Raw genomic sequence first — 25,019 nt, forward strand, 5'->3', positions numbered from 1 at the left:
CACGCGGCACCTGGACATCGCAAAAACTTGGGTGACTTGTCGGGGCTGGCAACGAGCGGCACTCCTCGCCCACTCGCCACACAGCCCCTATGGGAACATGCCTCTGGGAGAGACATGGTTGATTGCACAGAAGGAGAGAAAGCAGGCGTGATGCCGAATTCTGTGCTGCGGGTTCCGTGTGGCGCAAAGTTATTCTGCGAAGAGGGTTGAGGAAATTCTGTGGTTATTGAAACCCAGCGATTGTGTGTTCAAACCCGCACCGGGCGCCGTCAATCTGACGAATCGGCCACATCGCGGAGATAAGAAGCAACCCTGCTGTACGAACAGCGGAAAGAGCAGCCTGCTCTGGTGCGAATCTCACTGACGTTGGGCGTCCTGGCGGGGGAAAACAAAGCGTTCTACAAAGATTTTCCACGCAAACGCCGCCAGGCTTCCCCGGGATCGGGGCTAGAAGTCGTACCAGATGCCGACGCCGACCTGACGTTCATACAGGTTGTAGAAAGAGAACTGCGGGCTCTTGCCGTCGTACACAAACAGCCCGGTCCGGAGTGTTCCCGACGAGATGCTGTCTCCGCGCCAGGCCCAGCCCGCCTGCAACGCAATGTTGCCGCCGAAATCCACCTCCTGACGAAGGTGGACGTTCAGCGCCACAAACGGCTCGCCATAGATCTTGGTCGGTGCGGTCGGGCCGTATTCGAATCCGAACTGAAACTCCCACGGTTCGGAGACGTCCGTATTGAAGCCCCAGCCGATGTCGGCGTACAGACGGAGGCGATCGGTCGGGTAGAACGAGTAACCGACATCGAGAACATCGCGGACGAAATTCAGCCGGTCATAGCCCGGGTTTCGCAGCAGGAACTCATCCCCCAGATGCGAGCTGACGTGGTAATAGCCCACCTTGAAGCCGTGCACTCCCAGTCGATACGTGAGGGGCACATCGACCCGGAAATCGACGGCATCGACATCCCATTCCTGCTCGACGTTCTGACGGAGTTTGGCTCCCCCTAACACGTCCAGCTGCCAGCCTTCCAGCCGGTCGCGTGGTCCGTAACGGAAGAACCCCATTCGTCCCCCGACGGAAGAATCGAGCAGCGTACCGAGTTGATGTTCGGAGACCAGCTGCGTGCCGAGCCGGGTTTCTGCGGTGCTGGCCCAATAGGTGTGATACAGGAAGCCCTTGGGCATCCAGGTCCAGCGCCAGTCGGTCGGGGCGTAGAAGAGATTGCCATCCTGCGGGATGCAGTCGGCATAACTCGAACACTCTTCCGCCGAGAGCAGCGGCAGGAACGGATCCTGCGCACGGGCGGGTCGACACAGTGCAAGGAGCAGCAGCAGCCACAGAGCTGCTCTGAATCGCCGGTCAGGATGGTGAAGCGAAAATCGCATGGTGACACCGGGGCAGGCCGTCGGCCCGACTCGAAAGATCGTATGCGACTCGAAACCAGCCGGTCGACGGGAACCGTCGTTCTCCCCTCCCCAGAGCGGATTGACCCGCAGTTCCTGCCGGTCGCCGCCCGGGGTTTTCGCAACATCGGACCTTCAGCATGGGACCTCCGTGTGGCGGGGACGGAACGGATGAAATGCTTTAACATTCACCCGATGGACGATCGCACGGACCTTTACGATTTTATTCTGCCTCCCGAGTTGATTGCGCAAACCCCTGCCGAACAACGGGATGCTTCCCGCCTGCTGGTGATTCAGCGGGATCAGCAGGCGATCCGGCATCTCCGGTTTCAGGATCTCCCCGAACTGCTCTCTCCCGGCGACCTGCTGGTGATGAACGACACCCGCGTGGTTCCGGCCCGGCTCGTCGGACTGCGGACGTCGACCGGTGGAAAATGGGAGGGTCTGTTCCTCCGCGAAGAAGCTAGCGGCCTGTGGCGGCTGATGGGACGAACCCGGGGGCGGTTGAACGTGGGGGAAACAATCACCCTCCACCCCGCCGATCCCTCGAAAGAGACGGGAGAACTGCTCCTTCAACTGGAGAGCAAAGGATCGGGAGGGGAATGGCTGTGCCGGCCACTTTCTGATCTTCCGACGTTCACGCTGCTTGACGAGTTTGGTGCGATCCCCTTGCCTCCTTACATGCACCGGGAAGCGGGGGCTGCCGATTCGCTTCGCTATCAGACGACCTATGCAGCACGGCCCGGAGCGGTCGCTGCGCCGACCGCTGGACTGCATTTCACGCCCGAAATCCTGCAGCGCTGTGCCGACAGGGGAATCGAAACCGCCCGGGTGACGCTGCATGTCGGCCTCGGCACGTTTCGGCCTGTCAGCGTCGATCGACTTGGCGAACACGAGATGCATTCCGAATGGTGTGAACTCCCGGAATCGACCGCCCGTGCGCTGGAGCAGTGCCGACAGCGGGGAGGTCGCGTGGTGGCGATTGGAACCACGTCGGTCCGCACGCTCGAAAGCCGCGCGCAGAGCGGAACAGGTCTCGCCGGCAGCGGTGAAACCCGGTTGTTCATTCGCCCTCCGTACCAGTTCCAGCTGGTCGATGCTCTGCTCACCAACTTCCACCTCCCTCGCTCGACGCTGCTGGTGCTCGTCTCCACATTCGCCGGACGGGAACTGATTCTGCGAGCCTATGCAGAAGCGATCCGCGAACGCTACCGCTTCTACAGCTATGGCGACGCCATGCTCATTTTGTGAAAATTACAAATCACTGGCTTCTGGCCTCGCGGACGGGGAAACTGCTGTTCGCGCAGCGGATTTGCAGGAGTAAATTCCGCGCGCCTTCCGGGCGGAGTTCTCCCCTCGTCGTGACGATTGCAGGGAACGTTCGATCCCGGGATGCACGGACGTCAGCGACGCCGGAGAACGGATTCTCACGGCGGCCTGACCGAGATCGCGTTTCCAGCGTGATGCCGGTCATTTTCGATGGGAGTGTTCGACTCCCGAATCAGATCGTTCTCCGCAGGAGGCGGAAATGGATCGCGGACAATCCTTTCGAATTCTGGCACTGCTGGCCGGCCTGCTCTGGCTGACCGGTTGCCAGTCACTCGATTCTCTTTCCAGCGTGTCGCAGCGACGCGGCCTTCCCGCCCAGACCGATGCTCTGGAGTAATCCCCTGACTCCCCCGAGCATTCGCTCTCTTGCCTCGCAGTCCTTCCCGTAAAGCACCTCATTCACTTCCGCATCTTCCCGCCCCGCAGGACCCTGCCCTTTCCGAAAGCTCACTCCGCCTCCGTGGCTGCTGTCAGACAATCGATCGAAATCGGTTGCCCTCCCCGTGACTGAATCGTTCCCGGATTTATGAACACCTCGATTTCCCGGTTCGCCCGACATTCCCGATTCTGGTTGCAGGGAGTCTGCCTCCTCGCGGGAGTCGGTGCGTTTTCCGGTTGTGAGGTCGGCCGCACCTGGGGCACGATGAACAGCAATTCGCCAATGCCCTTTCTGGGCGTGGACCTGCTCCCGCGCAGGAAGACCAGTCAGCTCACCCCTCCGCAGGTTCACGACCGCAACAGCCAGAACGTGCCGAGTGATCCGAACGTGAAGCAGGTTGTTGACCGTCGCCCACAATCCGGACCTCGTTCGCGACCGCTGCAATTGCAATCGGTCACGCAGCTGCTGCAGGGGGCTTCTCAGGAAGAGGAACTCAGTTTTACCGGGCCGCAGTCGACGTTCTCCCGTTAGCGCGGCGAGGTCGTTCCGGGTGCACAGATTGAGTCAGCAGTAGTTTTTTCTACGTTGATTTTACGGCGTTTGAACTTGGCAACTTGACACCCCACGTCGTTGGCGCGCATCATTCTGTCTAGTGACTCCTCATCGAACAGGAGGTGCCATTGAAGTTTCTGATACCCCGGCAACACCCCAGAGGCGGGGATCACCACAGCCCAGCCGGGCAGGCGCTGACAGGAGCCCAATAGGGCAATCATCCGAGTGAATCGGATGTGGTATCGCGGCAAGGCATGTTGAGGACCACTGCAACCCCTGATCGGTTGGTGGTCCTTTTTTTGTCGCCATGCGCTGCCTGGAAAATTGCAGGTGAAGTCAGAAACGTGCCAGATCGCCAGTCTCGCCGCGTTCTCAATGGCTTTGCGGAGACCGGCAATCCGATTTCACCTCGCTGCTGCTGCGCAAAGAAAAAGCGGCCCGAGGAGTTCCTCAGGCCGCTCCGCGTCACCGACTGTCAGATCGGTCACGTGTTCACACTCTTTGTCCTGTCCGCTGGAACGCTGTCACGCGGTGTTGTCGTCGACACCTCGCAACTGCGGCTCCGGCAGACCTGTCCAACGGTCTGAACGGTTGAACTCTCCCGGGCCCGCAAACATCCACCGGGATCCGTCAACACACACAGCCAATCAGTTTCGGCTCCCGATTCTCGGCCGCCACACTTCCGCGGGATCGGGGCTAGAATTCCACTTCAATCAATCGTCCCATGATCAGTCGCACGTAGCGCTGTTCCATGCGGACCCCGTCCGGCCCGTCGAAGCGGGCTTCGATCCGGTAGATATGGGGAATTCCCGGCCACAGGGGCTGTGACTGGAAATGCCACATCGACGGATCATCAGGATCCTGGAACCCGTCCAGCGAATCTTCCGTGCGGAACTGGTTCATGTCGTGGACCAGCATTTCACTGGCCCCCTTGACCCTCACGTCCAGCATGGCTGTGCGTGGGTGCATTGAACTGGGAACGGGACGGGACTTCATCTGGTAAGTCCGACCCAGCGTTCCCGGAGGCGGCTGCACCATCGGAGCGGGGGGAGGTGCATACACCGGGGCTCCGCTCAAGCCTCCCGGGACCAATCCGGTCATGGGAATGGGGTCGACTGTCTGCATCGGGATGGGGGCGATTTGCCCGCCGCCTCCACCCTGACAGGGACAGCCGGCTTCCACCGGCAGCGTTACGGTCGTCATCGAAACGGCCAGCATTCCGCACAGTTGAATTGGGCGTAGAGGTTTCATGAGTGAGCCTGTCCGTTCGTCGCCCGTGAGCCGGAGCAATCTGCTCCGCACCCGTCACGCATGGCCAGCGGGCGTTCAAGCCGGAGGTGCTGCGTGACAATCGGACGACATGTCCGAGGAAAACAGTTCGAGCCACCTCGCTCTTCTGCACTCGCCCGCCGCGCTGCTTCGAGCGATACGCCGGAGAAGCGGGGACAGGCCCTGAGCAAGCTGCTCACAACCCGCAGCGACGGATGATTGCCCGCTGGGTGAGCCAGTTCCATTCCCCAACAAAACCGGCCAGCCTGACCACGGGCAGTCATCCGTACGCCGACGGGTGAAGTTGTTCCATGTTGCGAAAACCGCTGCATGGAACCGAGGTAGACAGGCAAACCTATCACGCGGTCGGGAGCGCGGATTTTTTTCCCATCCCGATCCATGAAAAAGTCCGCTCGTTTTTGAGCGGACCCGGTCCGTACCGAAACCTCTGGCAGTGTTTCGCCAGACGGTGCGACGGGTGTGACCCGACTATTTTCTGTCACCGCGCGCGATAAATGTCCGCGGTTCCCCTTCCGGACCAATCTGAACGGTAAAGCTTCCCCCGCCGGGAGCGACCGAAGCCTTGATCCAGACACCCTGGCAGTCTTCCGTTGTTCCGCTGTTGGCGATGAACTCCGCCGGAGCCTGCTCTTCTGCCGTCAGTGCGGTGTTGCGGTGCAACTGAAACAGCGCGGCCAGCGACGGGCAGCTTCGCAGCGTCTGAATCGTTTTGCGATGCCCTCCTTTCGTGGGGCCGTTGCACATCACTGCCACGATCGGATCGATCGCTTTCACGAGTGTTGGATTATTACTTGCCGGCAGACCGTGATGAGTCACCATGAACAGATCGATTTTGCCGATCGGGTTGTTGGGGGTCACGAGGGCAGCCTCGGCGTTCCAGGTCAGATCGCCGCAGCAGAGAAACCGGAACTTGCCAAATTCGAGCCGGGAAACGACGCTGGCGGCGTTGTCGGAGTTGTCGACCTTCCCTTCTTCATTCGCCGCTGCGAACGGATTGGGGGCGCCGGTGTTGGGAACATTTTCGCGGCTGGCTGCGAGGATCTTGATGACGAGCGGAGTTCCGTCGGTCTCCAGTTCAATTTCATCCCCGGCGCGCAGGGTCTGTGACTGATTCTGAGAGGCTCCCCGATAGGCGGCAATCCGCTCGTGGAACTGCTTGTCCTCCTGCACGGCATCGGGAATGCCCCGGTCCCAGAATTTTTTGATCGGAATGACCGCTGCCAGCGCGGCGTGATTGCCGTAATGATCCAGATGCCAGTGAGTGACCACGGCATGATCGATGTGGTTCAGATGCGCGACATCCCGCACGACTTTCAGAATCCGGTCACGATCGCGGTTCTGGGCCTCGGGGTAACCGGAGTCGATCAGGATCGATTCCCCTTTCGGCGTCACGATCAGGGTCGAGGCTCCCCCTTCCACATCGATGAAGTAGATGTCGAGCCGGCCATTCTTTTCGTCGGCACGCGCCGCACTCAACCCCCCCACCAGACAGCAGCCGACAGCCAAAATCCGAAACAGTCCGTTCATGAAGCTTTCCTGTTCCCATCCGGAGAAAGTGACTTTGTGTTTCTGCACCACAGAATCAGGAGTGCCAGCATGATCAGGATTGCCGCACCCACTGGAGGATAGTTGTATCCCATGAACAACCCCAGCGTGCAGAGGGGAAACAAGAATCACACCAAAAGAATGCGCCGTCGTTGTTGACGCATTCCCTGGAGCACGCGGGGGGCCGGTCTCCGTGTGGACGATGCACCAGGAGGTTCTCTCCCCGAAGTCTCTTGTGGGTCTGTGGGATCATCAAACGTCCAGCCGCATCTTCCCCACGGCATCGCAAACTCGCGGGCAGGAGGGAGGTATCGGGTTCAGACGCCAGGTCTTGATTCGGCGATGGACCGGGCAATCAGGCTGCCGGTAAAAAGAATTACTCCCCCGAGACCGTAGAAGGATTTGTCGGTCCCCGAGCCTGCGATTCCGATCAGGACACCGAATAGGCCGATGCCCATTGAAACGCTGCAGAGTATTCTGGTTGCCACTGCGTGCGCCCCTTCAGCCAGAGGTGGTCGATGCTGTGATGCGGAGTTCGCTGCGGAAGCCCGCGGCAATCAGGTTGGAAGTCTCGCGCTCTGTATCCCTTTGTCTGTTGGCCGCTAAGCGGTTCCTTCGGTGAGGGAACTCCGCACCCTCGCATGGGAGAATGTGCCTTGTATCACTCAGGAGGAATGCCCTCACGACCGAGTGTGCAAAATGCAGCACCTTGGAATCAACAGCAATTCGGGAATCGGGGTGCTGAAGGGTTGGAAAAATCGTGAGCGAACTTCCGGTCGGGGGAGATTGTCAGTGACGGGGATCGACATTAAAATTTGTCAACTTTGACGCATGGCTCCCTGGGCGTGATAAGTGCTCGCGCTCCCCCGAATGGGTTGTTAATGCGTCCGTGTTGAGGAGCATGCATGTTATCCCTCGCACTGGCCAATCCGCCCGACGCGGTTTCCGCCGACAGCCCTGCCCGCGGCTCTGGGGCAGCATCGTCGGCGGCGATGCAGGCCAATGTTCTGGCCCTGAACCGCAATTTTCTCGCGGTCCACGTGATCTCTGTCAAACGGGCTTTCTGCCTGTTGTGTAAGGGATTAGCGGAGGTGATCCACGTCGAGGGGGGAGTGTACTGCGCCCATAGCTTTGAATCGTGGAAAGAGCTGAGCGAACTGAAAATCGCGCTCGGGGAAAAGCCGGATCACGAAGACTGGATCCGCTCCGTCAACTTCGACATTCAGGTGCCGCGGGTGATCCGCCTGCTCACTTATGAACGGGTTCCGCGAAATACGGTGAAATTCAATCGCCGGAATATCTTCCTGCGCGATGGACATCGCTGTCAGTATTGCGGGAAACGCTACAGCACCCCCCGGCTCAGTCTCGATCACGTCATGCCCAAAAGCCGGGGTGGGGGGGACACGTGGGAAAATATTGTCTGCGCCTGTCTGAAGTGTAATGTCGACAAAGGGGGCCGCACCCCTGCGGAGGCAGGAATGAAACTGCTGCAGAAGCCGATCAAGCCGAAGCGCAGTCCCCTGCTCAGTCGGCAATTGACGCTCAGTAAATACGAGTCGTGGCGCAATTTCATTAACCATTCGACAGACTGAGCTCTGCTGGAAACCGAAGCGTGAACGACACACCGCGTGGCGTTCACGCTTTTTTGTTTTTCTGCTGTTCCTTCCGCCCACGTGTCGAGCGAACGAACCTGTCTCGCCAGGAGATTGTCCTGCTGGTTCCGGAGATTCGGGAGCCCTTTCCACCACTCCGGGCGATTGCCTGCTATGATGGTTTCTGACAGCTGTCTTCCGGCGGCCCGCTGCTGCGAGCCGTCCGGATCAATGCCGACAGTATTCGCCAGCGGAATGCCGTGAAGGTTCTCGCGTTTCTTTTTGCTTCCCGCGGAAGGAGCGTTTCGCCCGGGCGCCCGAAATTCACCCCTGCCGATCCATGACCGACGTGAACGTTCAACAGCACCGATCCCATCCCCGGCAATACGAACAGAACAAGTTCGTTTATCCGGTCGTCTCCCGACGAAGCCGCGGGATCTCAATCGGTGTGAACCTGAACCCGGACAAAGTCTGCAACTTCGACTGCATCTACTGTCAGGTCGATCGTCGCAGCGAAGCGGAAACCCGCTTTGTGGAGCTTGATCGACTGCTGGGGGAAATTGAATCGACACTGCAGCTGGTGACCAGCGGTGAGATCTATCAGGATCCGAAGTTCGCCACCGTTCCTCCTCCGCTGCGTCGACTCAATGACATTGCCTTTTCTGGCGACGGCGAGCCGACGACGTTCCGTAACTTCGATGAGATCATTGAGCGGGTTGCCGGACGGAAAGCGGCGTTCGGGCTCCACGAAGTCAAGATGGTGCTGATCACCAATGCCAGTATGTTTCACCGACCCCGGGTCCAGCGCGGGCTGGAACTGCTCGACCAGAACAGCGGCGAAATCTGGGCCAAGCTCGACGCCGGAACGGCGGAGTATTATCACCTCGTGGACCGGACGAAAATCCCCTTTCAACGGATTCTCGAGAACATCACCGCCGCCGCCCGGGTTCGTCCGCTGGTGATTCAAAGCCTCTTCATGAATGTGCAGGGAGAGCCCCCGTCTCCCGCCGAGATCGATGCGTATCTGCAGCGACTGATCGAAGTGAAACAGGCCGGTGGCCAGCTGAAGCTTGTGCAGGTCTACACCGTCGCCCGTCAGCCGGCGGAAAGCTTTGTGACGCCTCTGAGTAACGTGCAGGTCGACCAGATTGCCGAACGTGTCAGACGCGAAGCGGGACTCCCTGCGGAAGCGTTCTATTCGTAGGCTCCGGCAGACCCTGTTCCTTCCGGTCTCGGTCTCCCTCCGCGCTGGGGCGGGAGAGCTGCTGTCATTGCCGCTTGAAGACAACGTCTCATTGTGAGACTCCGCCGTCGACTGCGACCGAGACCCCTGTCGGAAACACGCACGGCCAAGCAATCTCACTCCACCATCGATTCCGATGCTTCGCAAACTTGGCGAAAGCGGAGAGGGCGGGTATCACATGCTTCCGCCGATCGTTCCCCATGCAGAGGGCCACGAGGGGTCCACGTCCGTGCTGGGAGGAACGACGTGACGCATCCGGTCGTCAGACAACGTTTTCTTTCTGGCCAGGCCCGACAGAGGATGTGGGAGTACCTGAAGCAGGTTGCCTTGTCCCGTGCCCGGGCAGCGACTGGCTCAAGTGATCATGAGCAGAACCCGGTGTGACGGGAACGGGTCGATGAGAAATCAAATTTCTCTCACGGCATCATGTGCGGATCACCCGTCTGCGGCAGCGGAGTTTCCACGGGGTGGTCCGGCGGTCCTCTTCTGATTTGCGTCATTACCGCCACGTGCACCCCGGCACGTGTTTGGGTCTTCCGTGGGGAGCAGAAGAGGCGACCTGCTCAAGCGCACGCTCTCCGGGGTTCGACTCACATCTTTCTCTCGCGACCGGTGTCTCTTCGCTATGCCCTCGAACTGGTACTGCTTCACAGATGAAGAACATGGGCCGTTTCCGTTCAAAGAGCTCACCGCGCGGGCTGCGCGGGGAGAACTCCTCCCTTCCGATCTGGTTCGGCCAGAGGACAAGGAGGACTGGGAGCGAGTCGACAACATTCCGGGTCTGCTGCCCGTCCCGCAGCCACAGCCGGAGGCATTCTTCTCGCCGAGAGACCAGTTCCCTGTCCAGCCATGTTCTGACCTCTTCCCGGTCAAGCGAGCGTTGTGTCCGGACCGGCATCGAATCGTACGAGGGGGAATCTTTCTGGTGCTGCAACTCTGTCTGCTCGAAGCTTACTGGCAGCTCCGTTCTCCGCGGGTTGTGGCGTCAGTCATGCCGGACCTTGAGTTGCAGATCGAAGCCGGGGAGGGGCTGCTGCAGGCATCGCCGATGGGAACCACCCGCTTCTCGCAGCGGCCCTCGGAGTTGGAGCCCGGCGCGTCAGCCGATGACGTGACCTTCAGCTCTGATCGGCTCTGCGCAGTGTACTCTCAATATTCCGATGGAGAGGGCTTCGAAGATCTGTTTCTCGCGGAGCGTCCTCATCTCCTCAGCGATTTCTCTCCTCCACGTCCCCTGCGTGCCGTCAACAGCACCGCCCGGGAATCAAATCCCACTCTGTCTCCGGATGGACTGGAGCTGATTTTCGCCCGGGCCGGTGAACTGTCACTCTTTCAATCGCACCGAGTCGATCGCATGTCGGAGTTCGAAAGCCCGCACCCACTCTGCATTGCAGGTGTACCGGCGGCACTCGATCGGCAGGAATCGGCACAGTTTATCGATCAGCTGACCCTGCAGTTCACGGCATTCGATTCAAGGCGTGGGCGCCCGATGCGTCATCTCGCCCGACGGGAAGATCCCACCGCTCCCTGGCACTACAGCCAGCCGGTGGCAAACACGGGAGTCCGTTCCTGCCGGATTATTCTCACCGAAAGCAATTCAAAACGCTCGGCCACGAGTCCGGCTGATCATCCCTCTGTTCTGAGTCCCCCGGGGCAGGGATCGGAGTGCAGTCTGTCAGGCTCTGGAGAGCGTTGAAGACGCATTCGCGACGAGACCATCTGAGTTAGGATCACCCCCATCTCTCGATGCGGAACGGTTCTTTTGTTTCGGCAAGAATCGTGCTGCAAGGGGATCAGAGCGAGCCCTCGGCACTATCGCGCTCTGCGGAAGAGTCCCGCTGCCAGATGGCCCCCGAATCCGAGCGACACTTTCAGGACGTGATCGAAGGGACGTCGCCGGGTGGCTGTTGTGAAGCGGAGGCCACAGTCCGGATCGGGCTCTGCATGGTTGGCAGTGGGGGGAATCAGCTGATCCGCCAGCGCCAGCACGCAGGCAGCCGACTCCGCGGCTCCCGCTCCTCCCATCAAATGTCCGATCGCCCCTTTCAGGGCAAAGCAATCCAACCGGCTTTGCAGCGGGCCGAACAAACGCTGCAGTGCGTGGGCTTCCGCGTGATCGTTCAATTTCGTGGCTGTCCCATGCAGATTGACGACATCGACAGAGTCCAGGTCGACGCGGGTCCGGAGGATCAGTCTTCGCAGTAATGCGGCGAGTGCTTCTCCGGAAGTGTCCACTCCGGTCAGTCCACTCGGATCGCTTCCCACGAGTCCGTCGACCCATTCCGCCAGTGGATGACACCCACGCTCGATCGCCTGATTCCATTCTTCGAGGACGAGAACTCCGGCCCCTTCACCGACGATGAATCCGGACCGTCGGCGATCAAACGGCCGACAGGCGGAAGCGGGGTCGGGCTCGGGGCGGGCGAGAACTCCGAGTCGACGATAACTGGCCAGCAGACCCCGATGCAGCGAGGCGTCGGCTCCTCCAGCCAGGACCGTTGTCGTGACCCCTTCGCGAATCAGATTGGCACCGCGAATCAGACTGACAAGCCCGGTTGCGCAGGCGGCCACGGGAGCCAGTGAGCCGGCTTTGCAGCCGAATTCGGCGGCGACCCTGCTCGCGGCCGTACTCGGAAGGAACGAGTGGCACAGTTCAGTTGTATCCGTTGCGTCGGGACATCGCCAGAGATCGTCGACCTGTTGCAGATCGACCTTGCTGGTTCCGATCACCACGGCGGCCTGTTCGAGTTGCGCGCGGGTGAGCTTCGCTTGCTGGACCGCCTCCCGCGCTGCGTGGCTGGCGAAGGAGATCAGACGGGCCTGTCCACCGAAGTCGCCGGGGACGGGGGCTCCGAACAGTCGCGGTGCCGGATGCTGCTCCGGAGAATCGGGGAGCCACACCCCGGCCCGTTCCGCAGCCAGCAGGCGTTTCCAGGAGTCGACGCGGCTGGCCCCCAGCGGCGTCACGAGTCCGACGCCGGTTACGGCTATGCGAACCCGATTCAACAGGAGACCCCCACGCTGGCAATTAAAGCAGAGTTGATGCGACAAGGAATGCAAACATCAACTATGGACTCACCGGCGGGCGAAATCAACTTCACCGATTTCCCGGGCGGGCATCTTTGTTTGCCCTCTGCCGGGCGTGAGGGTTCTCCGGTGGTCGGCGTCTCAGGGGCGGTAGTTCAGGTAGTCGTCGACAGAAACATCTGACGGTGCTCCCGAGGGGGCAGGAACCGCTGAGGCTTTGGCGAATTGCCTTACCGTCATACCCGTGCTGAGGAGAACCGGCAGGAGGACCAGTGCAAATCTCATGGCTTCCCGTCTGCGGGGGGATGCGGTCCTGAACAGCAGATCACACCACACACTGAGCCCCAGCGGTCCCCAGAACACTCCGGCGGTTCGAAGTGGCAGTTCCCCAAAGGCGACTCCGATTGCGAGGATCGAGAACACCCCCACGACACCGAAGCTCGTCGCGGCTCGAAAGTCAGGCTTCTTCCAGATCAAAGCCGCCAGCCAACAGCCCGCGATCGTACCCGAAAGAGGAAAGGCGAGGACCCCGCCGCTGGCGTAGCCCGACAGCATGACCATGAGGCCAGCGGCGACGAGAACCACGCTCACCAGCAGGACGTTTCCTCGACCTCCTGATTTGGCGTTCGACCATAACAGCCCGAACCAGACCGCCGCCAAGGCTGCAGCCGCTGCAGTCAGCAGGCCGATGAATTCCGGCCAGCTCGTGGAACTGCCCGAGAACGTGGCTGGGACGTATACGCTTCCCCACAGCAGAACCGGTAACGTCACCACACTGAATCCCAGTCGCAGCACGTGGCCGAGCCATTGGTGGGACGAAGTCAGTCCGGCAAGCAGTTCCAACAGAAGCAGGCCGGGCAGGAGCAGCAGCGCCAGGCGGTCCTGATCTTCCCGGGGAGGCCAGTGCGGGCGGAAGGACATCCAGATCAATCCGGCGATCAGCCCCAGCGCGAGACCGACAATCGGGACGATCCGGCGCACGGCTTCTGACCGTCTGACCGTCAGCAACGCACCGCAAAGGTCCACAACGAGTGAGACCAGCAGAGCGACGCCAAAGGTTCCGAGGATCAGTTGCGGAGTGGGCATGGAGAGACCTGATTCAGCTGGAATGGCAAATCGGCACAGGGCTTCCTCGTCGTAGCCAAAGAAACAGGGCCCAGTCCTTTTCGACTGAGCCCTGTCCCCCTGTCAGATCACTTGGCTTTCGTTCCTTCGAAGCTGACCGAGGCCGCCACTTCATCGCCGACCACTTCAGCGAACTTGTCGATACCGAAGTCCGACCGCTTCAGGACGAACTCGGCGGTGTAGCCGGTTCGCTGCACACCGGGAGGGAATTCTGCCGCTCCCCCACCCTGCAGTCGAAGGGTCACCGGCTTGGTGACCCCGTGGAGAGTGAAATCGCCGGTGACATCCAATCCCCCGTCAACCGCTTTGACGGAAGTGCTTTTGAACGAGGCGGTCGGATACTGCTTCACATTGAAGAAGTCAGGACTCTTCAGGTGCTCATCGCGCTTGGGTTGGTTGGTGTCGATGCTGTCGGTCTTGATCGTCATGACAAACGAGGACTTTTGCGGGTTGGCGGCATCGACCTCGAAACTGCCGCTGATGTCGTTGAAGCGGCCCAGAATGCGGGCCAGTCCCAGGTGAGAAATCTTGAACGAGACATCCGAATGCGCCGGATCAATGTTGTATTTCTCGCCCGCGAAGGCGGATTGACCGGCAGCAAGCACCAGAGCCAGCAGGGAAACGCGAGTCAGCAACTTCATGGGATTCTCCTGACAGAGTGAGTGTGCAGACAAGTAACGTGATTTTAACGGACAGACTTGGGTGAAAGCTCCTGCAGCGACCCCTGCCGGATTTTTTCCAGCAGCAAGATCATTTGCTGTTGTTCAGCTGCCGAAAGAGATCCCAGCAACTGTTTCTCCCGTTCCAGCAGCGGCCGTTCAATCTTCTTGAGCAGTGACTTCGCCTTGGGGGTGATCGAGACAAAGATCACCCGCCGGTCTTCGGTGGACCGGCTGCGCTGAACGAGTTCTGCTTTCTCCAGCCGGTCGATGAGTCCGGTGATTCCGGGAACGACCTGGATGGTCCGGCTGGCAATCTCCTGCACCGGCAGGGGACGTCCTTCGCCGTTCAGAATGCGCAGCACATTGAATTGCGAGCCGGTCAGGCCGTAGTCAGCGAGCAGTTTTTCCAGCTGAAAACCGAGCCGATCGGTGGTGCGTGCCAGGCTGATCATCAGCTCCTGTTCGCGTGAAGCGAAGGGGCCTCGCTTTTTCAGATCTTCCCGCAGGGAGGTAGTCATGGTGAGGTGGTCATGCTCGTCTATTTGTGTGACGCATCGATATCTTACGTGTCAGATATTGATGTGTCAAGAGATTTCTGGAGGTGGTCTCGGGAGATTGAAAGCGACGGGATGGGGCTGCTCACCTTCTTGCCGGGCAGAGTGGTTTTGGCAGCCCGCAGGCAAAGATTCTGCGCAGGTTTAAGCGATCGCTCCCGAGACTCCCTGCGGGGTGGCGAAGATTTTAGAGTCGCCTGCGATTGGCGGCGGGGAGCGACTTCGACTCGCACCACAAGTCACGGTGGCGACGTGTGGAGCCGTCGATCCGGATTCAGAATGAAGCGAGACGCAACTGGCACAGCCGCAACCGGCGTTGCGCGCATGGAAGAATGGCGACGCCGGCCGGGCGGGAGAACTGTGCGTCCGAACCGCAGCTCAGTCGCCCAGTCCGTAGCGGACAATACAGTACAGAGCCTGAAAGCCGTCCTTGACTCCGATCTTCTTCCCCTGCGCGTAGGTGCGGCCGTCGTAGCTGATCGACATCTCGAAGATCCGGCACTTCAGTTTGGCGACGCGGGCGGTGATCTCCGGTTCGATTCCGAAGCGGTTCTGCACCAGCTTCGGCTGAATCTTCTGAATGACCTCGCGCGTGAAGAGCTTGTAGCAGGTCTCCATGTCGGTGAGGTTCAGATTGGTGAAGCAGTTAGAGAGGGTCGTCAGCACCTTGTTGCCGACATAGTGCCAGAAGTACAGCACGCGATGCGGCTGGTCTCCGAGAAAGCGGCTGCCGAACACCACATCCGCGCGACCTTCCACAATCGGCTGCAGCAGCCGGGGAATTTCTCCCGGGTCATATTCGAGGTCGGCATCCTGAATGATCATGACATCGCCGGTCGCTTTGCCGAGACCGGTGCGGACCGCAGCCCCTTTCCCCTGATTCACATCATGAAAATGGACCGACATCTTGTTCAGCGGATCATTCCAGTCCCGCTCGGCATACTCCTTCAGCAGATCGCGTGTGCCATCCCGGCTGCAGTCATCGATCAGGACGATTTCTTTCCGGATCGGGACCTGTCGGACCCGCTCCAGCAGCACCGGCAGTGTATTGCGTTCGTTGTAGACCGGAATCACCACGGACAGCACAAAGTTCTCCGGCAGGGCGTAAATGCCCAGCTGCCGGCAGGGCCCGGCGCCGAGAGTTCTTTCCAGGTGCTCATACCAACTGCGGGTATAGGGCTGGGAAGAGGGAGGAGTATTGAAGTCGGTCATAGATGGGTGTCCTGGTCGCTGCGATCTGGCTGACTGACAGTCGGGGCGACCGCAGCACTTTACCATTGCTGCCGAAATATTGGTTTCGCAAGCATTCCGTGAGCATGAATTTCAGGAATTCGACTCTCCGCTTGGATTCCCCGGAAAACGTAGAATAAACTGCAGGAATCGTGATGCGGGTGGGACCGCCGACCGATTCCTGATCAACTTCTGAGAACGCTATTCTTCGATGCATTCCTGAAAGATGCAACCGGCAGAACCCTTTTAACCAGAATGATCTTCCGGCCTCTGTCGGAGGACTGACACGTCTGCGGATGGCTGATGATTGATCGCGATGCGGCTTTGACCTTGCTGAGTCCGCAATCCAGTCCCTCAGAGACGGCTCTGCAGGCGTTGCATTCGGTCGCGTTTGAAGATCTGCCCGGAGCCCTGCTCCGTTTTCAGTCCCTCTGCCAGACCGAGGAAGAACGGGAACTGTGTGCGCGGATGCTGCCGGCGCTGCTGCACACGTTGACCGAGGCCGCCACCCCCGATGGCTCACTCCTCAACTTTCAGCGTTATCTGCAATGTGTCGAGAGTCGCGAGCACCTGTTCCGCACGCTGGCGGAACAGCCGCGCTCCATCGAAATTCTCGTCAAGCTGTTTGTCGGCAGTCAGTTTCTGACCGAAATCCTGCTGCGGACCCCGACTTACCTCGATCGTCTGACAGAGCATAAACGCCTGGCCGAATTCAAGAGCCGGTCAGACTTTGTCGAGCAGGGGCGACTGGAACTGCAGCAGGCAGGGACTCTCAAACAGGTGATGAATGAACTGCGCCGGTTTCAGCAGTGGGAATTGTTGCGGCTGGCGGCCTGCGACACCTTCGGATTGATGGACCTGAAGACGGTGACGTTGCAGCTGGCCCTGCTCGCCGATTCACTGGTACAGGTTTCGCTCGAACAGGTCGCCGCACTGGAAGGACTGCCGGTCGACGATTTCTGCGTCCTCGCCTTCGGCAAGCTGGGAGGCGAAGAACTGAACTACAGCTCCGACATTGACCTCGTCTTCGTCTGTGAACAGGGAGCGGAACGTTACTGGAACCTGGGGCAGAAGCTGATCCGGACGCTGGCGGACGTCAGCGAGCTGGGCTTTCTGTATCGGGTCGATATGCGGCTGCGTCCCTGGGGGAATGCCGGCCCGCTCGTCACTACGGCCGATGCCTATGTCGACTATCTCCGCAAGCATGGGCAACTCTGGGAAAAGCAGGCGCTGCTGAAGGCCCGGCCGATCGCAGGCAACCTGACGGTGGGACAATCACTGATCGAACGGCTGCGACCGTTCGTGTTCGATATCGATCCCGATGCCGCCCGGCGGAATGTCCGTCAGATGAAGCGCAAAATCGAAGAGCATCTCGAACGTCGCGGCCATCGCTGGGGGGAAGTCAAAGGGGGGCCGGGTGGCATTCGCGATATTGAATTTGTGACGCAACTGCTGCAGCTGATTCACGGCAGTAACACCCCCGAGATTCACAGCATCAACACGCTCGACGGTCTGATTCGACTTGTGGATGCCGAACTGATCCTGCCGGAAGAATACCGTCGGCTGACGGGTGGTTATCTGCTGCTGCGGACGATCGAGCACTCGCTGCAGCTGATGCATAACCAGCAGGAACACCTCCTACCCAAGTCACCGCGGGGACTGGCGTATTTGGCGCGACGGCTCGATTTTCCGAACTCTAAAACGTTTGTCGAGCAGTATGAGCTGCACACGCGGTCAGTGCGGGAGATCTTCGAACGCTACCTCGACCCTCGCGCGTCGACCGACAGCACCACGCTGCAAAGCCCGGTCGATCTGCACTTCGGACAGGCGGCCGCCAGTTATCACGAGACCTTCACTCCGGAAGATGCCCATCAGCATGTGCTGCTGCTGAATGAGCTATCGGCCGACCGCAGCATTCGGGTTCAGGCCAAGCGGCTGGATGCGGAGAGACAACAGGTCACCATCGTCGGGTTCGATCGGCTCGGAGATCTTTCCGCCATCTGCGGACTGTTCTTCGCGTACGGCTACGACATTGAATCGGGAAATGTGTTCACCGGAGCCGACGTGGAGACGTCCGCCGTCAAATCGGCATCCGGCCCCACGGAACCGTCACGTCGATCGTCGAGAAGTCGAAAACGGAAGTTTGTGAATGTCTTCCGGGTCCGCAAGACGCAACCTGTAACGGAGGAACAGGACTCGACCTGGCTGCGGTTCGAACAGGAGTTGCAGGAACTCGTCCGTCTCGCGGGTGAGGTGGGCTTTCGGGAATCACAGGGTCGACTGGCCCGGCGAGTGGCTTCTGCGATTGAAGGCTCCCGGCCTGCAGCGATTACGCTGCTCCCTGTGGAGATCGAAATCGAAGATCGTCCCGAAGAGGAAACGACCATTCTGAACATCCGGGCGGACGACACGCCGGGGTTCCTGTACGAACTGACCAATGCCATCGCCGTCAGCGGATGGTCCATCAACCGGATGACGGTGCAGTCGGTCGGTCATCAGGTGATCGATACCCTGCACGTGGCACACAGCCATGGTCAGCGTGAGCGTTCACACGCCCGGCTGAATGAACTGCGCGCTGCGATCGTGTTGATCAAGCACTTCACTCATCTGCTGCCGCAATCACCGAATCCCGAAGCGGCGCTGGTCCACTTTCAGGAATTTGTCGAGAACCTGTTCCGTCAGCCGAACTGGCTGGATCAGCTCGGTTCTCTACAGGATTCGGAAGTTCTTGCGGCACTCGCCAAACTGCTGGGGATCAGTGATTTTCTGTGGGACGACTTCCTGCGGCTGCAGCACGAAAATCTGTTTCCTGTGGTCACCAACGTGGAAGGTCTGCAGCAGGCCCGCGACCGCAAATCGCTCGCCCGGGAGCTGAAAGGACTGCTGGCTGCGGCGGTTCCTGCTGAGCGGCGCCAGGTGCTGAATGCCTTCAAAGACCGCGAAATGATGCGGGTGGACATGCGGCACATTCTGGGGCTGCAGGACAAGTTCGGCATGTTTGCCCGTGAGTTGACGCACGTGGCGGAGGTCGTTGTGGAAGCGGCCTGCCGCATCTGTCATGAAGAACTGGCTGAAGTCCATGGTGAGCCCCGCACGACGAGCGGTGCCTCAGCCCTGAGTGTCTGTGCGTTGGGAAAATTCGGGGGACGGGAACTCGGCTATGCGTCCGATATTGAACTGATTTTCATCTACGATGGGGAAGGCGAGACGACCGGTCCGCAGGTCATACCGAATCTCGAGTTCTATCAACGGCTTGTCGAACTGTTTCAGCACAGTATTCATTCCAAGCGCAAGGGGATTTTCGAAGTCGATCTGCGACTGCGTCCCTTCGGCAAGGCCGGGAGCCGCGCGGTCTCCTTTGAGAGCTTCGCCAAATATTTCGACCCCGCAGGTCCCGCGTGGCCTTACGAACGGCAGGCGCTCGTCAAACTGCGTCCGATCAGTGGTGACAAGGGTCTCGGGCAGAAGGTGATTGACACCCGCGATGCCCTGATCTATCGCGGCACCCCCTTCGACGTCGCTGCCATGCGGGCCATGCGTGAGAAGCAGAACCGTCAGCTCGTCCGGGCGGGAACGTTCAACGCCAAGCTCAGTCCGGGGGGACTGGTCGACTGCGAGTATCTTGTTCAGGGATTGCAGATCACGTTCGGGCATCTCGATCCGTCGATCCGCGAACCCAACACCCGGGAAGCGATGAAGGCTCTTGAGCAGCATGGGCTGCTGACAGGCGATGTCCGTGTGCGCCTGCGGGATGCTTATCGGTTCTTCCGGAGACTGATCGATGCCCTGCGGATGGTCCGGGGCGATGCGAGCGATCTGGCCGTTCCCCCCCAGGGGAGCGATGAGTTTCTCTACCTCGCCCGGCGACTGAATTACGATTCCAAGGTCGATCAACTGCAGGTCGACCTCGAAACGCATACGCGGCACGTCGTCGAGCTCTCGAAATCGCTCGAATCGCTGATGAAACGTACTCCCCGGACACGACGACCGCGCGACGACTCCGCCAGCGAGCGACGCCTCTCGCATTGAGTCGCCAGCTTTCTCAAGCAGTCAGTCCTCCGCGGGGAGCGACACCGGGAAGGCCGGATAGCTGACCCAGCCTTCCAGCGGTTCATCGGTCATCACCCGTTGATCCGGAGGGAGATAACGGGGGCTGGACGGTTCATCGAACAGATCCCGACGGCCCCAGATCTGGGCGAGCGGATCTTCATACAGCTTCACCCAAGACTCCGTCTGGCTTTCCATGGTCCGGACCGAAGGTTGTTGCCGACGACTGACAATCACGATCTCAGGGTCGCCCGTCGTCAGTGTTTCAGTCGGATCGATCGGCCCCGACAGAGGACTTCGATTGCGCGGACCGGTGTAGTCGGCGCCGAAAATGAAATCGAAGTGACGATCCTGCTCCTCGTGCGAATAACAGGTGTGCAACCGGCCGTCGAAACTGACCGTCGAATCGAGTCCCGTGGCTGCGAACAGGCCGATGGCATACTGTGCCCAGTTGAACGTGACGATCGTGCGGCCAGCAAGTTGCCGTTCGGTCAGGAACCGGAAGGCGTCGACCGGATACGTTTCGCGCGGAACTTCGATATGGGCCAGACGGGGCCAGGTCAGCACCGCTGCCGCGAGAATCCACAGGATCAACAGGATCGTCAGCACGTTCTGTCGGCCGGAAGAGACTGTCGCCGGCGCGGCATCTGCCGTTGAATGAGCCTGCAGCTGGCGGCTCAACGTTCGTCGCAGCTCTTCCAGCGGCAGGGCGAAACAAAAGCCCCACATCATGGCCAGCATCGGCAGGTGCCGGATATGTCGAATCGATTCCCAGGCAATCAGCAGGAAGATGATGATGTTCGGCCAGTCCCGGTTCCGGCTCTGCCAGACTGCCAGGCCGAAAGTGAGCAGGATGATCCAGCAGCACAGGCTTTCACGTGATGCGGTCCAGAAGGGCAACCAGCCCCAGTCCTGAATCTCCGGACGAGGGACACTCAGGGCTTCCCACATCCAGCGATACATTCCGAACCAGTACGGATTCACCAGGGCCGCTCCGATGACTCCCAGTCCCAGCGCCAGTAGCAGCGCGTGCGTGCCCCACCCAGTTGCTGCGGGTGCGGCTTCATCAACCGTGCGGTGCTGGACTTTAAAAACCAGAACTTCGAGCGAGCGGAGCGCCAGCATGGCGATCGCAACACCGACGCCGGCGGCGATACTCCCGTGGGAATTCGCCCAGAGAGTCATCAGCGGCAGGAGCAGAAACAGCCAGTGCAGCCGGCTCGTGCGGAATCGTTCCTTCGGCGTGGCGGGTCGCCAGTCTTCGAAGCACCATGACAGCAATAGAATTTCCATCGCAAAGAAGAGATAACCCAGCACCTGTGGACGAAAGTGCCAGTGAAACTCCATGGCCAGCGCGGAGACAAGACAGATGAACCCCATCAACCAGCTCTGCACTCCACGGCGTCGACCGTTCCAGTAAATGAGGCCGATAATGAACAGGCTGATCAGATACTTGCCCACAGTCAGGCCGACCGTTCCCCACTGGTCGAGCGCCCAGGCGGTGGTGATCTCGGCGATCAGTTCGTGATTCACCCACGGGAAACCAACCGAGGTGTAGGTCCAGGTGGCGGTCTCTGGAAGAGTCCCCTCCCGCAGCAGGTCTCTCCCATATTGGGCATGTCCCCACAGGTCGGGGTCTGTCTGGTTCATGGCCATGATCCGACCGCAGGTGAGCAGCACCGCGACTGCAAACAGCCACCGGACCCACGGCGATTCGCGTGTTGCAGACTGGTCCGGTAACAATTCAGCAGCAGGAAGATTCATGGAGAGGATGGTGCTATCGAAGCGGGTTCATGCATTCAGTTTGCGGCAGCCGGGACCGGACAGGGACATGGCTGCGGGCCGGCGCCTCGGGCCGTGGGAAGGGAGTGAAATTAACGTATCGGACCTGTTTGCGGAAATCCCATGATCATTTCGCCGGGACCCTTCGCTCATCGTCCGGCGACTGTCTGCCAGAGGATGTATGTGAATCAGTAGTGACCTGCGGAGCGGATGACGCAATGTCGGTCGCTTGTGTGCGGTCACGATCCAAAATGGGGGCGGACCTGACTGCAGGCGATGCAATTTTCTGTTAATCTGTGTCGAATCAGCTGCGGCTGATTCAAGAACCTTCGGGTTCATTCTGTGGCGAGATCTCTGGAAGGAATGGGAACGGTGTTGAGCGGAAAACACTTGCGGCAATCGTTGTGGATGATCGGGCTGATCCTGTCGCTGGCCGTCGAGTGCCGCGCTGCAGAGGGAACACCTCAGTCGACGTCAGAACCGAAGAAAATCGAGTTTGAGTCGACTCTGGCGACACCGGTCGAGCTGATTCAGGTCCGTCCGGGATTCAAGGCGGAGCTGCTGTATTCGGTCCCGCGCGATCAGGAAGGCTCCTGGGTCTCGATGTGCACGGATCCGCGCGGCCGCCTGATTGTCTGCGATCAGGATGGGGGACTGTTCCGTGTCACCCCGCCCGGGATTGAGAACACCACCGAAATCAAAATCGAAAAAATAGATGTCCCGCTGGGTGAGGCTCAGGGATTGCTGTGGGCCAACAATAGCCTGTATGTGGTTGTGAACAAGGCGAAGAATTACACGTCGGGTCTTTATCAGGTGCTCGACACCGATGGCGACGATCAGCTGGACACCGTCAAGACCCTGCGGGACTTCGGTCCCGGTTCCACCGGAGAACATGGCTTTCATGCTGTGCGGTTGGCTCCGGATGGAAAGTCGCTGTACATCATCTGCGGCAACAAGTGCCCTCCCAGGGATTTTACGTCTTCGCGTGTCCCTGCGATCTGGGATGAAGATGTCCTCCTGCCGCGCATCTACGGTAAAGGCTTCATGCGTGATGTTCCCGCGCCGGGAGGCTTTGTCGTCCGGACCGACTTCGAAGGCCGGGAATGGGAAATGGTGATGACCGGCCTGCGCAACACCTACGACATGGACTTCAATGCCGACGGTGAACTGTTCGGCTTTGATGCCGACATGGAATGGGATGTCAACACCCCCTGGTACCGGCCGACACGGGTCTGCCATCTGCTGAGCGGTGTCGATTTCGGCTGGCGGAACGGGAGCGCCAAGTTCCCGGAATATTATGCCGACACCCTGCCGCCGGTGGCCAATATCGGACCCGGATCTCCCACCGGCGTGAACTTTGGTTATCAGGCAAAATTTCCCGCGAAATATCAGCGGGCCCTGTACTGTGCCGATTGGTCGTACGGGAAGCTGTACGCACTGCACCTCGAGCCGAAGGGTTCCACTTATGGGGCAACCTTTGAAGAGTTCGTTTCCGGAACGCCGCTCCCCTTCACCGATGTGGTTGTGAACCCCGTCGACGGCGCACTGTACTTCACGACCGGGGGTCGCAAGATCCAGTCCGGGCTCTTTCGAATTACCTATACCGGATCAGAATCCACCGCGCCGGTGGATGGCCGACAGCCCGAGTTTGCAGATCAGCGCCAACTTCGCCACACGCTCGAAGCCCTGCACGTGGGTGATCACCCGAACGCGGTTGAGATCGCCTGGCCCTCCCTGAATCATGAAGATCCGGCCATCCGTTACGCGGCCCGCACCGCCATCGAACATCGGCCTCAAGCCGAATGGGCCACCCGGGCGCTGAATGAAACCCGGAAGCGCGCAAAGATTGAAGCCTTGATGGCGCTGGCCCGCAAGCAGACCCGTCCCACCAAAGATCCGGAACTGGCGGTCGATACTCCCCTGCCGAAATGGGACGGGACCGACGTCGGCCCGACCGGGATGGCGACTGCCCTGCAGGTCGGAATTCTGACCTCGCTGGGCGAATTGAAACTGAGTGAGCTGACTCCGGAGGAGAAGCTGGCGGCGTTGCGGGTGCTGCAGTTGACGCTGTTGCGGTTCGGTGCTCCTCAGGAAGAGGTTCATCAGGCACTGGTCAATCAGTTTGAAGGGACACTGCCGGCCAAGTCCTTCCCCGGCAATGCCATGCTTCTCGATCTGCTGGTGTTCCTGCAGGCGCCGGGAACTGCTGCGGCGGGTGTTGAACTGCTGGAATCGGCACCGTCTCCAATCGAACAGGTGCAGTACGCCAAAGCGCTCAGTCAACTCCGCACCGGCTGGACTCCGGAACTGCGCGAACGGTATTTCAACTGGTTTGTGAAATCCCGCGGCTTTCATGGCGGGGCGAGCTTCCGGCTCTACATCGACGATATCCGGAAGGCAGCCACCGAACCGCTGACGAAGGAAGAACTTGAACCTCTTCAGGCCATTATCAAGGACGCCACCAAGAAGAATTTCGAGGCTCCGGTGGAGACCCGCCCGTTTGTGAAGGACTGGACTCTGACCGAGTTGCAGGAGCTGGCCAAGGCCGGGCTGAAGGGACGCAACTTCGAACAGGGTCGCAAGATGTTCGGCGCCGGGCAATGCTTTTCCTGCCATCAGATGCAGGGGAACGGGGGCGCCCTGGGGCCCGACCTGACCGGTCTTGCCGGTCGGTTTGATGCCAACGCGATTCTGGAATCGATTGTCGAGCCGAGCCGGGCCATCAGCGACCAGTACGCCGCCGTGCAGATTCTGACGACGGATGGCAAGGTCATTGTCGGGAGAACCGCCAAGCACAATGGCACGACAATTTTCATTTATCCGGATATGTTGAACATGAACAATATTATCCCGGTCAAACGTTCCGAGATCGAGCAGATCATGCCGTCCCCGGCCTCGATGATGCCCAAGGGACTACTCAACACGATGTCCGAGGAAGAAGTTCTGGACCTGCTCGCGTTCCTGCTCTCGCGGGGAGATGCCAACGCTGCGATGTTTCAGGCCCCTGTCACGCCCCAGGCCGGGCGTTGACCGGAATGTTCACGATTCCCGACCTGTACCCGGAATGCAACTGCTTCATGGTCCGTGAGAGATCGGAGCCAGTCCCGGAAAGGTTCTCAAAGAGCGGCACCCCGACAGGTGCTGCTCTTTTTCTGTACTGGCCCCCCTCTGTGGGCGGCTGGGTGAAACGAACGGGGGGGCCCCGTCGGGGGGAAGTCGAAAAGTCAAAACCCCCATTGCTGGATTGTATTTTCCATT

The 25,019-nt window shown here is 59.8% G+C and carries 18 protein-coding genes; 9 read left to right on the forward strand and 9 right to left on the reverse strand.

The features are described 5' to 3' along the window. Nucleotides 1-447 precede the first annotated feature (447 nt). Nucleotides 448-1,386: a DUF1207 domain-containing protein gene (locus SH664x_RS01190; protein ID WP_437204315.1), complete on the reverse strand. Its 939-nt coding sequence runs from the start codon at nt 1,384-1,386 to the stop codon at nt 448-450. A 42-nt stretch (nt 1,387-1,428) separates the two neighbouring features. Between SH664x_RS01190 and queA the strand changes: the two genes are divergently transcribed. The 3 genes from queA (at nt 1,429) to SH664x_RS01205 (ending at nt 3,643) form a co-directional block, all read left to right on the forward strand. After that, on the forward strand, nt 1,429-2,655 hold the full coding sequence (queA, locus tag SH664x_RS01195; RefSeq protein ID WP_437204317.1) for a tRNA preQ1(34) S-adenosylmethionine ribosyltransferase-isomerase QueA: 1,227 nt from the start codon (nt 1,429-1,431) through the stop codon (nt 2,653-2,655). 277 nt (nt 2,656-2,932) lie between these two features. After that, nucleotides 2,933-3,070, forward strand: coding sequence for a hypothetical protein (locus SH664x_RS01200; protein WP_437204319.1), 138 nt, complete (start codon nt 2,933-2,935; stop codon nt 3,068-3,070). Nucleotides 3,071-3,259: 189 nt separating this feature from the next. Next, nucleotides 3,260-3,643, forward strand: a complete 384-nt coding sequence (locus SH664x_RS01205; RefSeq protein WP_437204321.1) for a hypothetical protein — start codon at nt 3,260-3,262, stop codon at nt 3,641-3,643. A 717-nt stretch (nt 3,644-4,360) separates the two neighbouring features. On the opposite strand, the gene SH664x_RS01210 is transcribed toward SH664x_RS01205, so the two are convergent. Next, complete coding sequence (locus tag SH664x_RS01210; RefSeq protein ID WP_437204322.1) at nt 4,361-4,915, reverse strand: hypothetical protein; 555 nt, start codon at nt 4,913-4,915, stop codon at nt 4,361-4,363. 93 nt (nt 4,916-5,008) lie between these two features. On the opposite strand from SH664x_RS01210, the gene SH664x_RS01215 reads away from it, so the two are divergent. Then, nucleotides 5,009-5,152: a hypothetical protein gene (locus SH664x_RS01215; RefSeq protein ID WP_437204323.1), complete on the forward strand. Its 144-nt coding sequence runs from the start codon at nt 5,009-5,011 to the stop codon at nt 5,150-5,152. A gap of 270 nt (nt 5,153-5,422) precedes the next feature. On the opposite strand, the gene SH664x_RS01220 is transcribed toward SH664x_RS01215, so the two are convergent. Then, nucleotides 5,423-6,481 (reverse strand): ComEC/Rec2 family competence protein, encoded by a 1,059-nt coding sequence (locus SH664x_RS01220; RefSeq protein WP_437204325.1) that lies wholly within the window; start codon nt 6,479-6,481, stop codon nt 5,423-5,425. A gap of 923 nt (nt 6,482-7,404) precedes the next feature. On the opposite strand from SH664x_RS01220, the gene SH664x_RS01225 reads away from it, so the two are divergent. From SH664x_RS01225 to SH664x_RS01235, 3 genes are all read left to right on the forward strand, one after another. Next, nucleotides 7,405-8,091, forward strand: coding sequence for an HNH endonuclease (locus tag SH664x_RS01225; protein WP_437204327.1), 687 nt, complete (start codon nt 7,405-7,407; stop codon nt 8,089-8,091). Between the two features lie 340 nt (nt 8,092-8,431). Beyond that, complete coding sequence (locus tag SH664x_RS01230) at nt 8,432-9,295, forward strand: radical SAM protein (protein WP_437204329.1); 864 nt, start codon at nt 8,432-8,434, stop codon at nt 9,293-9,295. Nucleotides 9,296-9,959: 664 nt separating this feature from the next. Next, nucleotides 9,960-11,030, forward strand: coding sequence for a DUF4339 domain-containing protein (locus SH664x_RS01235; protein ID WP_437204331.1), 1,071 nt, complete (start codon nt 9,960-9,962; stop codon nt 11,028-11,030). Between the two features lie 116 nt (nt 11,031-11,146). Here SH664x_RS01235 and SH664x_RS01240 read toward each other — a convergent pair whose 3' ends face one another. From SH664x_RS01240 to SH664x_RS01260, 5 genes are all read right to left on the reverse strand, one after another. Beyond that, nucleotides 11,147-12,340: a beta-ketoacyl-[acyl-carrier-protein] synthase family protein gene (locus tag SH664x_RS01240; protein WP_437204333.1), complete on the reverse strand. Its 1,194-nt coding sequence runs from the start codon at nt 12,338-12,340 to the stop codon at nt 11,147-11,149. Between the two features lie 162 nt (nt 12,341-12,502). After that, complete coding sequence (locus SH664x_RS01245) at nt 12,503-13,447, reverse strand: hypothetical protein (RefSeq protein WP_437204334.1); 945 nt, start codon at nt 13,445-13,447, stop codon at nt 12,503-12,505. A 107-nt stretch (nt 13,448-13,554) separates the two neighbouring features. Then, on the reverse strand, nt 13,555-14,127 hold the full coding sequence (locus tag SH664x_RS01250; protein ID WP_437204336.1) for a YceI family protein: 573 nt from the start codon (nt 14,125-14,127) through the stop codon (nt 13,555-13,557). Between the two features lie 44 nt (nt 14,128-14,171). After that, on the reverse strand, nt 14,172-14,666 hold the full coding sequence (locus SH664x_RS01255; RefSeq protein WP_437204338.1) for a MarR family winged helix-turn-helix transcriptional regulator: 495 nt from the start codon (nt 14,664-14,666) through the stop codon (nt 14,172-14,174). A 414-nt stretch (nt 14,667-15,080) separates the two neighbouring features. Next, nucleotides 15,081-15,914 carry a glycosyltransferase family 2 protein gene (locus SH664x_RS01260; RefSeq protein ID WP_437204339.1) on the reverse strand — a complete coding sequence of 278 codons (834 nt, stop codon included), beginning with the start codon at nt 15,912-15,914 and terminating at the stop codon, nt 15,081-15,083. Nucleotides 15,915-16,235: 321 nt separating this feature from the next. Between SH664x_RS01260 and SH664x_RS01265 the strand changes: the two genes are divergently transcribed. Next, nucleotides 16,236-19,961 (forward strand): glutamine synthetase adenylyltransferase, encoded by a 3,726-nt coding sequence (locus SH664x_RS01265; protein WP_437204341.1) that lies wholly within the window; start codon nt 16,236-16,238, stop codon nt 19,959-19,961. Between the two features lie 21 nt (nt 19,962-19,982). Here SH664x_RS01265 and SH664x_RS01270 read toward each other — a convergent pair whose 3' ends face one another. Beyond that, nucleotides 19,983-21,743: a hypothetical protein gene (locus SH664x_RS01270; RefSeq protein ID WP_437204342.1), complete on the reverse strand. Its 1,761-nt coding sequence runs from the start codon at nt 21,741-21,743 to the stop codon at nt 19,983-19,985. A gap of 390 nt (nt 21,744-22,133) precedes the next feature. Between SH664x_RS01270 and SH664x_RS01275 the strand changes: the two genes are divergently transcribed. After that, nucleotides 22,134-24,791: a c-type cytochrome gene (locus SH664x_RS01275; protein WP_437204344.1), complete on the forward strand. Its 2,658-nt coding sequence runs from the start codon at nt 22,134-22,136 to the stop codon at nt 24,789-24,791. The last annotated feature ends 228 nt before the right edge of the window (nt 24,792-25,019 follow it).

This window comes from Planctomicrobium aquicomposti, from assembly GCF_051466325.1.
Classification (GTDB): domain Bacteria; phylum Planctomycetota; class Planctomycetia; order Planctomycetales; family Planctomycetaceae; genus Planctomicrobium.

Excerpts from the sequence above, each read along its gene's own strand:
- queA (WP_437204317.1), top strand. The coding sequence starts at position 1,429 with ATGCGACTCGAAACCAGCCGGTCGACGGGAACCGTCGTTCTCCCCTCC.
- SH664x_RS01255 (WP_437204338.1), bottom strand. The coding sequence starts at position 14,666 with ATGACTACCTCCCTGCGGGAAGATCTGAAAAAGCGAGGCCCCTTCGCT.
- SH664x_RS01265 (WP_437204341.1), top strand. The coding sequence starts at position 16,236 with ATGATTGATCGCGATGCGGCTTTGACCTTGCTGAGTCCGCAATCCAGT.
- SH664x_RS01260 (WP_437204339.1), bottom strand. The coding sequence starts at position 15,914 with ATGACCGACTTCAATACTCCTCCCTCTTCCCAGCCCTATACCCGCAGT.
- SH664x_RS01190 (WP_437204315.1), bottom strand. The coding sequence starts at position 1,386 with ATGCGATTTTCGCTTCACCATCCTGACCGGCGATTCAGAGCAGCTCTG.
- SH664x_RS01230 (WP_437204329.1), top strand. The coding sequence starts at position 8,432 with ATGACCGACGTGAACGTTCAACAGCACCGATCCCATCCCCGGCAATAC.
- SH664x_RS01270 (WP_437204342.1), bottom strand. The coding sequence starts at position 21,743 with ATGAATCTTCCTGCTGCTGAATTGTTACCGGACCAGTCTGCAACACGC.
- SH664x_RS01220 (WP_437204325.1), bottom strand. The coding sequence starts at position 6,481 with ATGAACGGACTGTTTCGGATTTTGGCTGTCGGCTGCTGTCTGGTGGGG.
- SH664x_RS01250 (WP_437204336.1), bottom strand. The coding sequence starts at position 14,127 with ATGAAGTTGCTGACTCGCGTTTCCCTGCTGGCTCTGGTGCTTGCTGCC.
- SH664x_RS01210 (WP_437204322.1), bottom strand. The coding sequence starts at position 4,915 with ATGAAACCTCTACGCCCAATTCAACTGTGCGGAATGCTGGCCGTTTCG.
- SH664x_RS01200 (WP_437204319.1), top strand. The coding sequence starts at position 2,933 with ATGGATCGCGGACAATCCTTTCGAATTCTGGCACTGCTGGCCGGCCTG.
- SH664x_RS01235 (WP_437204331.1), top strand. The coding sequence starts at position 9,960 with ATGCCCTCGAACTGGTACTGCTTCACAGATGAAGAACATGGGCCGTTT.
- SH664x_RS01245 (WP_437204334.1), bottom strand. The coding sequence starts at position 13,447 with ATGCCCACTCCGCAACTGATCCTCGGAACCTTTGGCGTCGCTCTGCTG.
- SH664x_RS01225 (WP_437204327.1), top strand. The coding sequence starts at position 7,405 with ATGTTATCCCTCGCACTGGCCAATCCGCCCGACGCGGTTTCCGCCGAC.
- SH664x_RS01205 (WP_437204321.1), top strand. The coding sequence starts at position 3,260 with ATGAACACCTCGATTTCCCGGTTCGCCCGACATTCCCGATTCTGGTTG.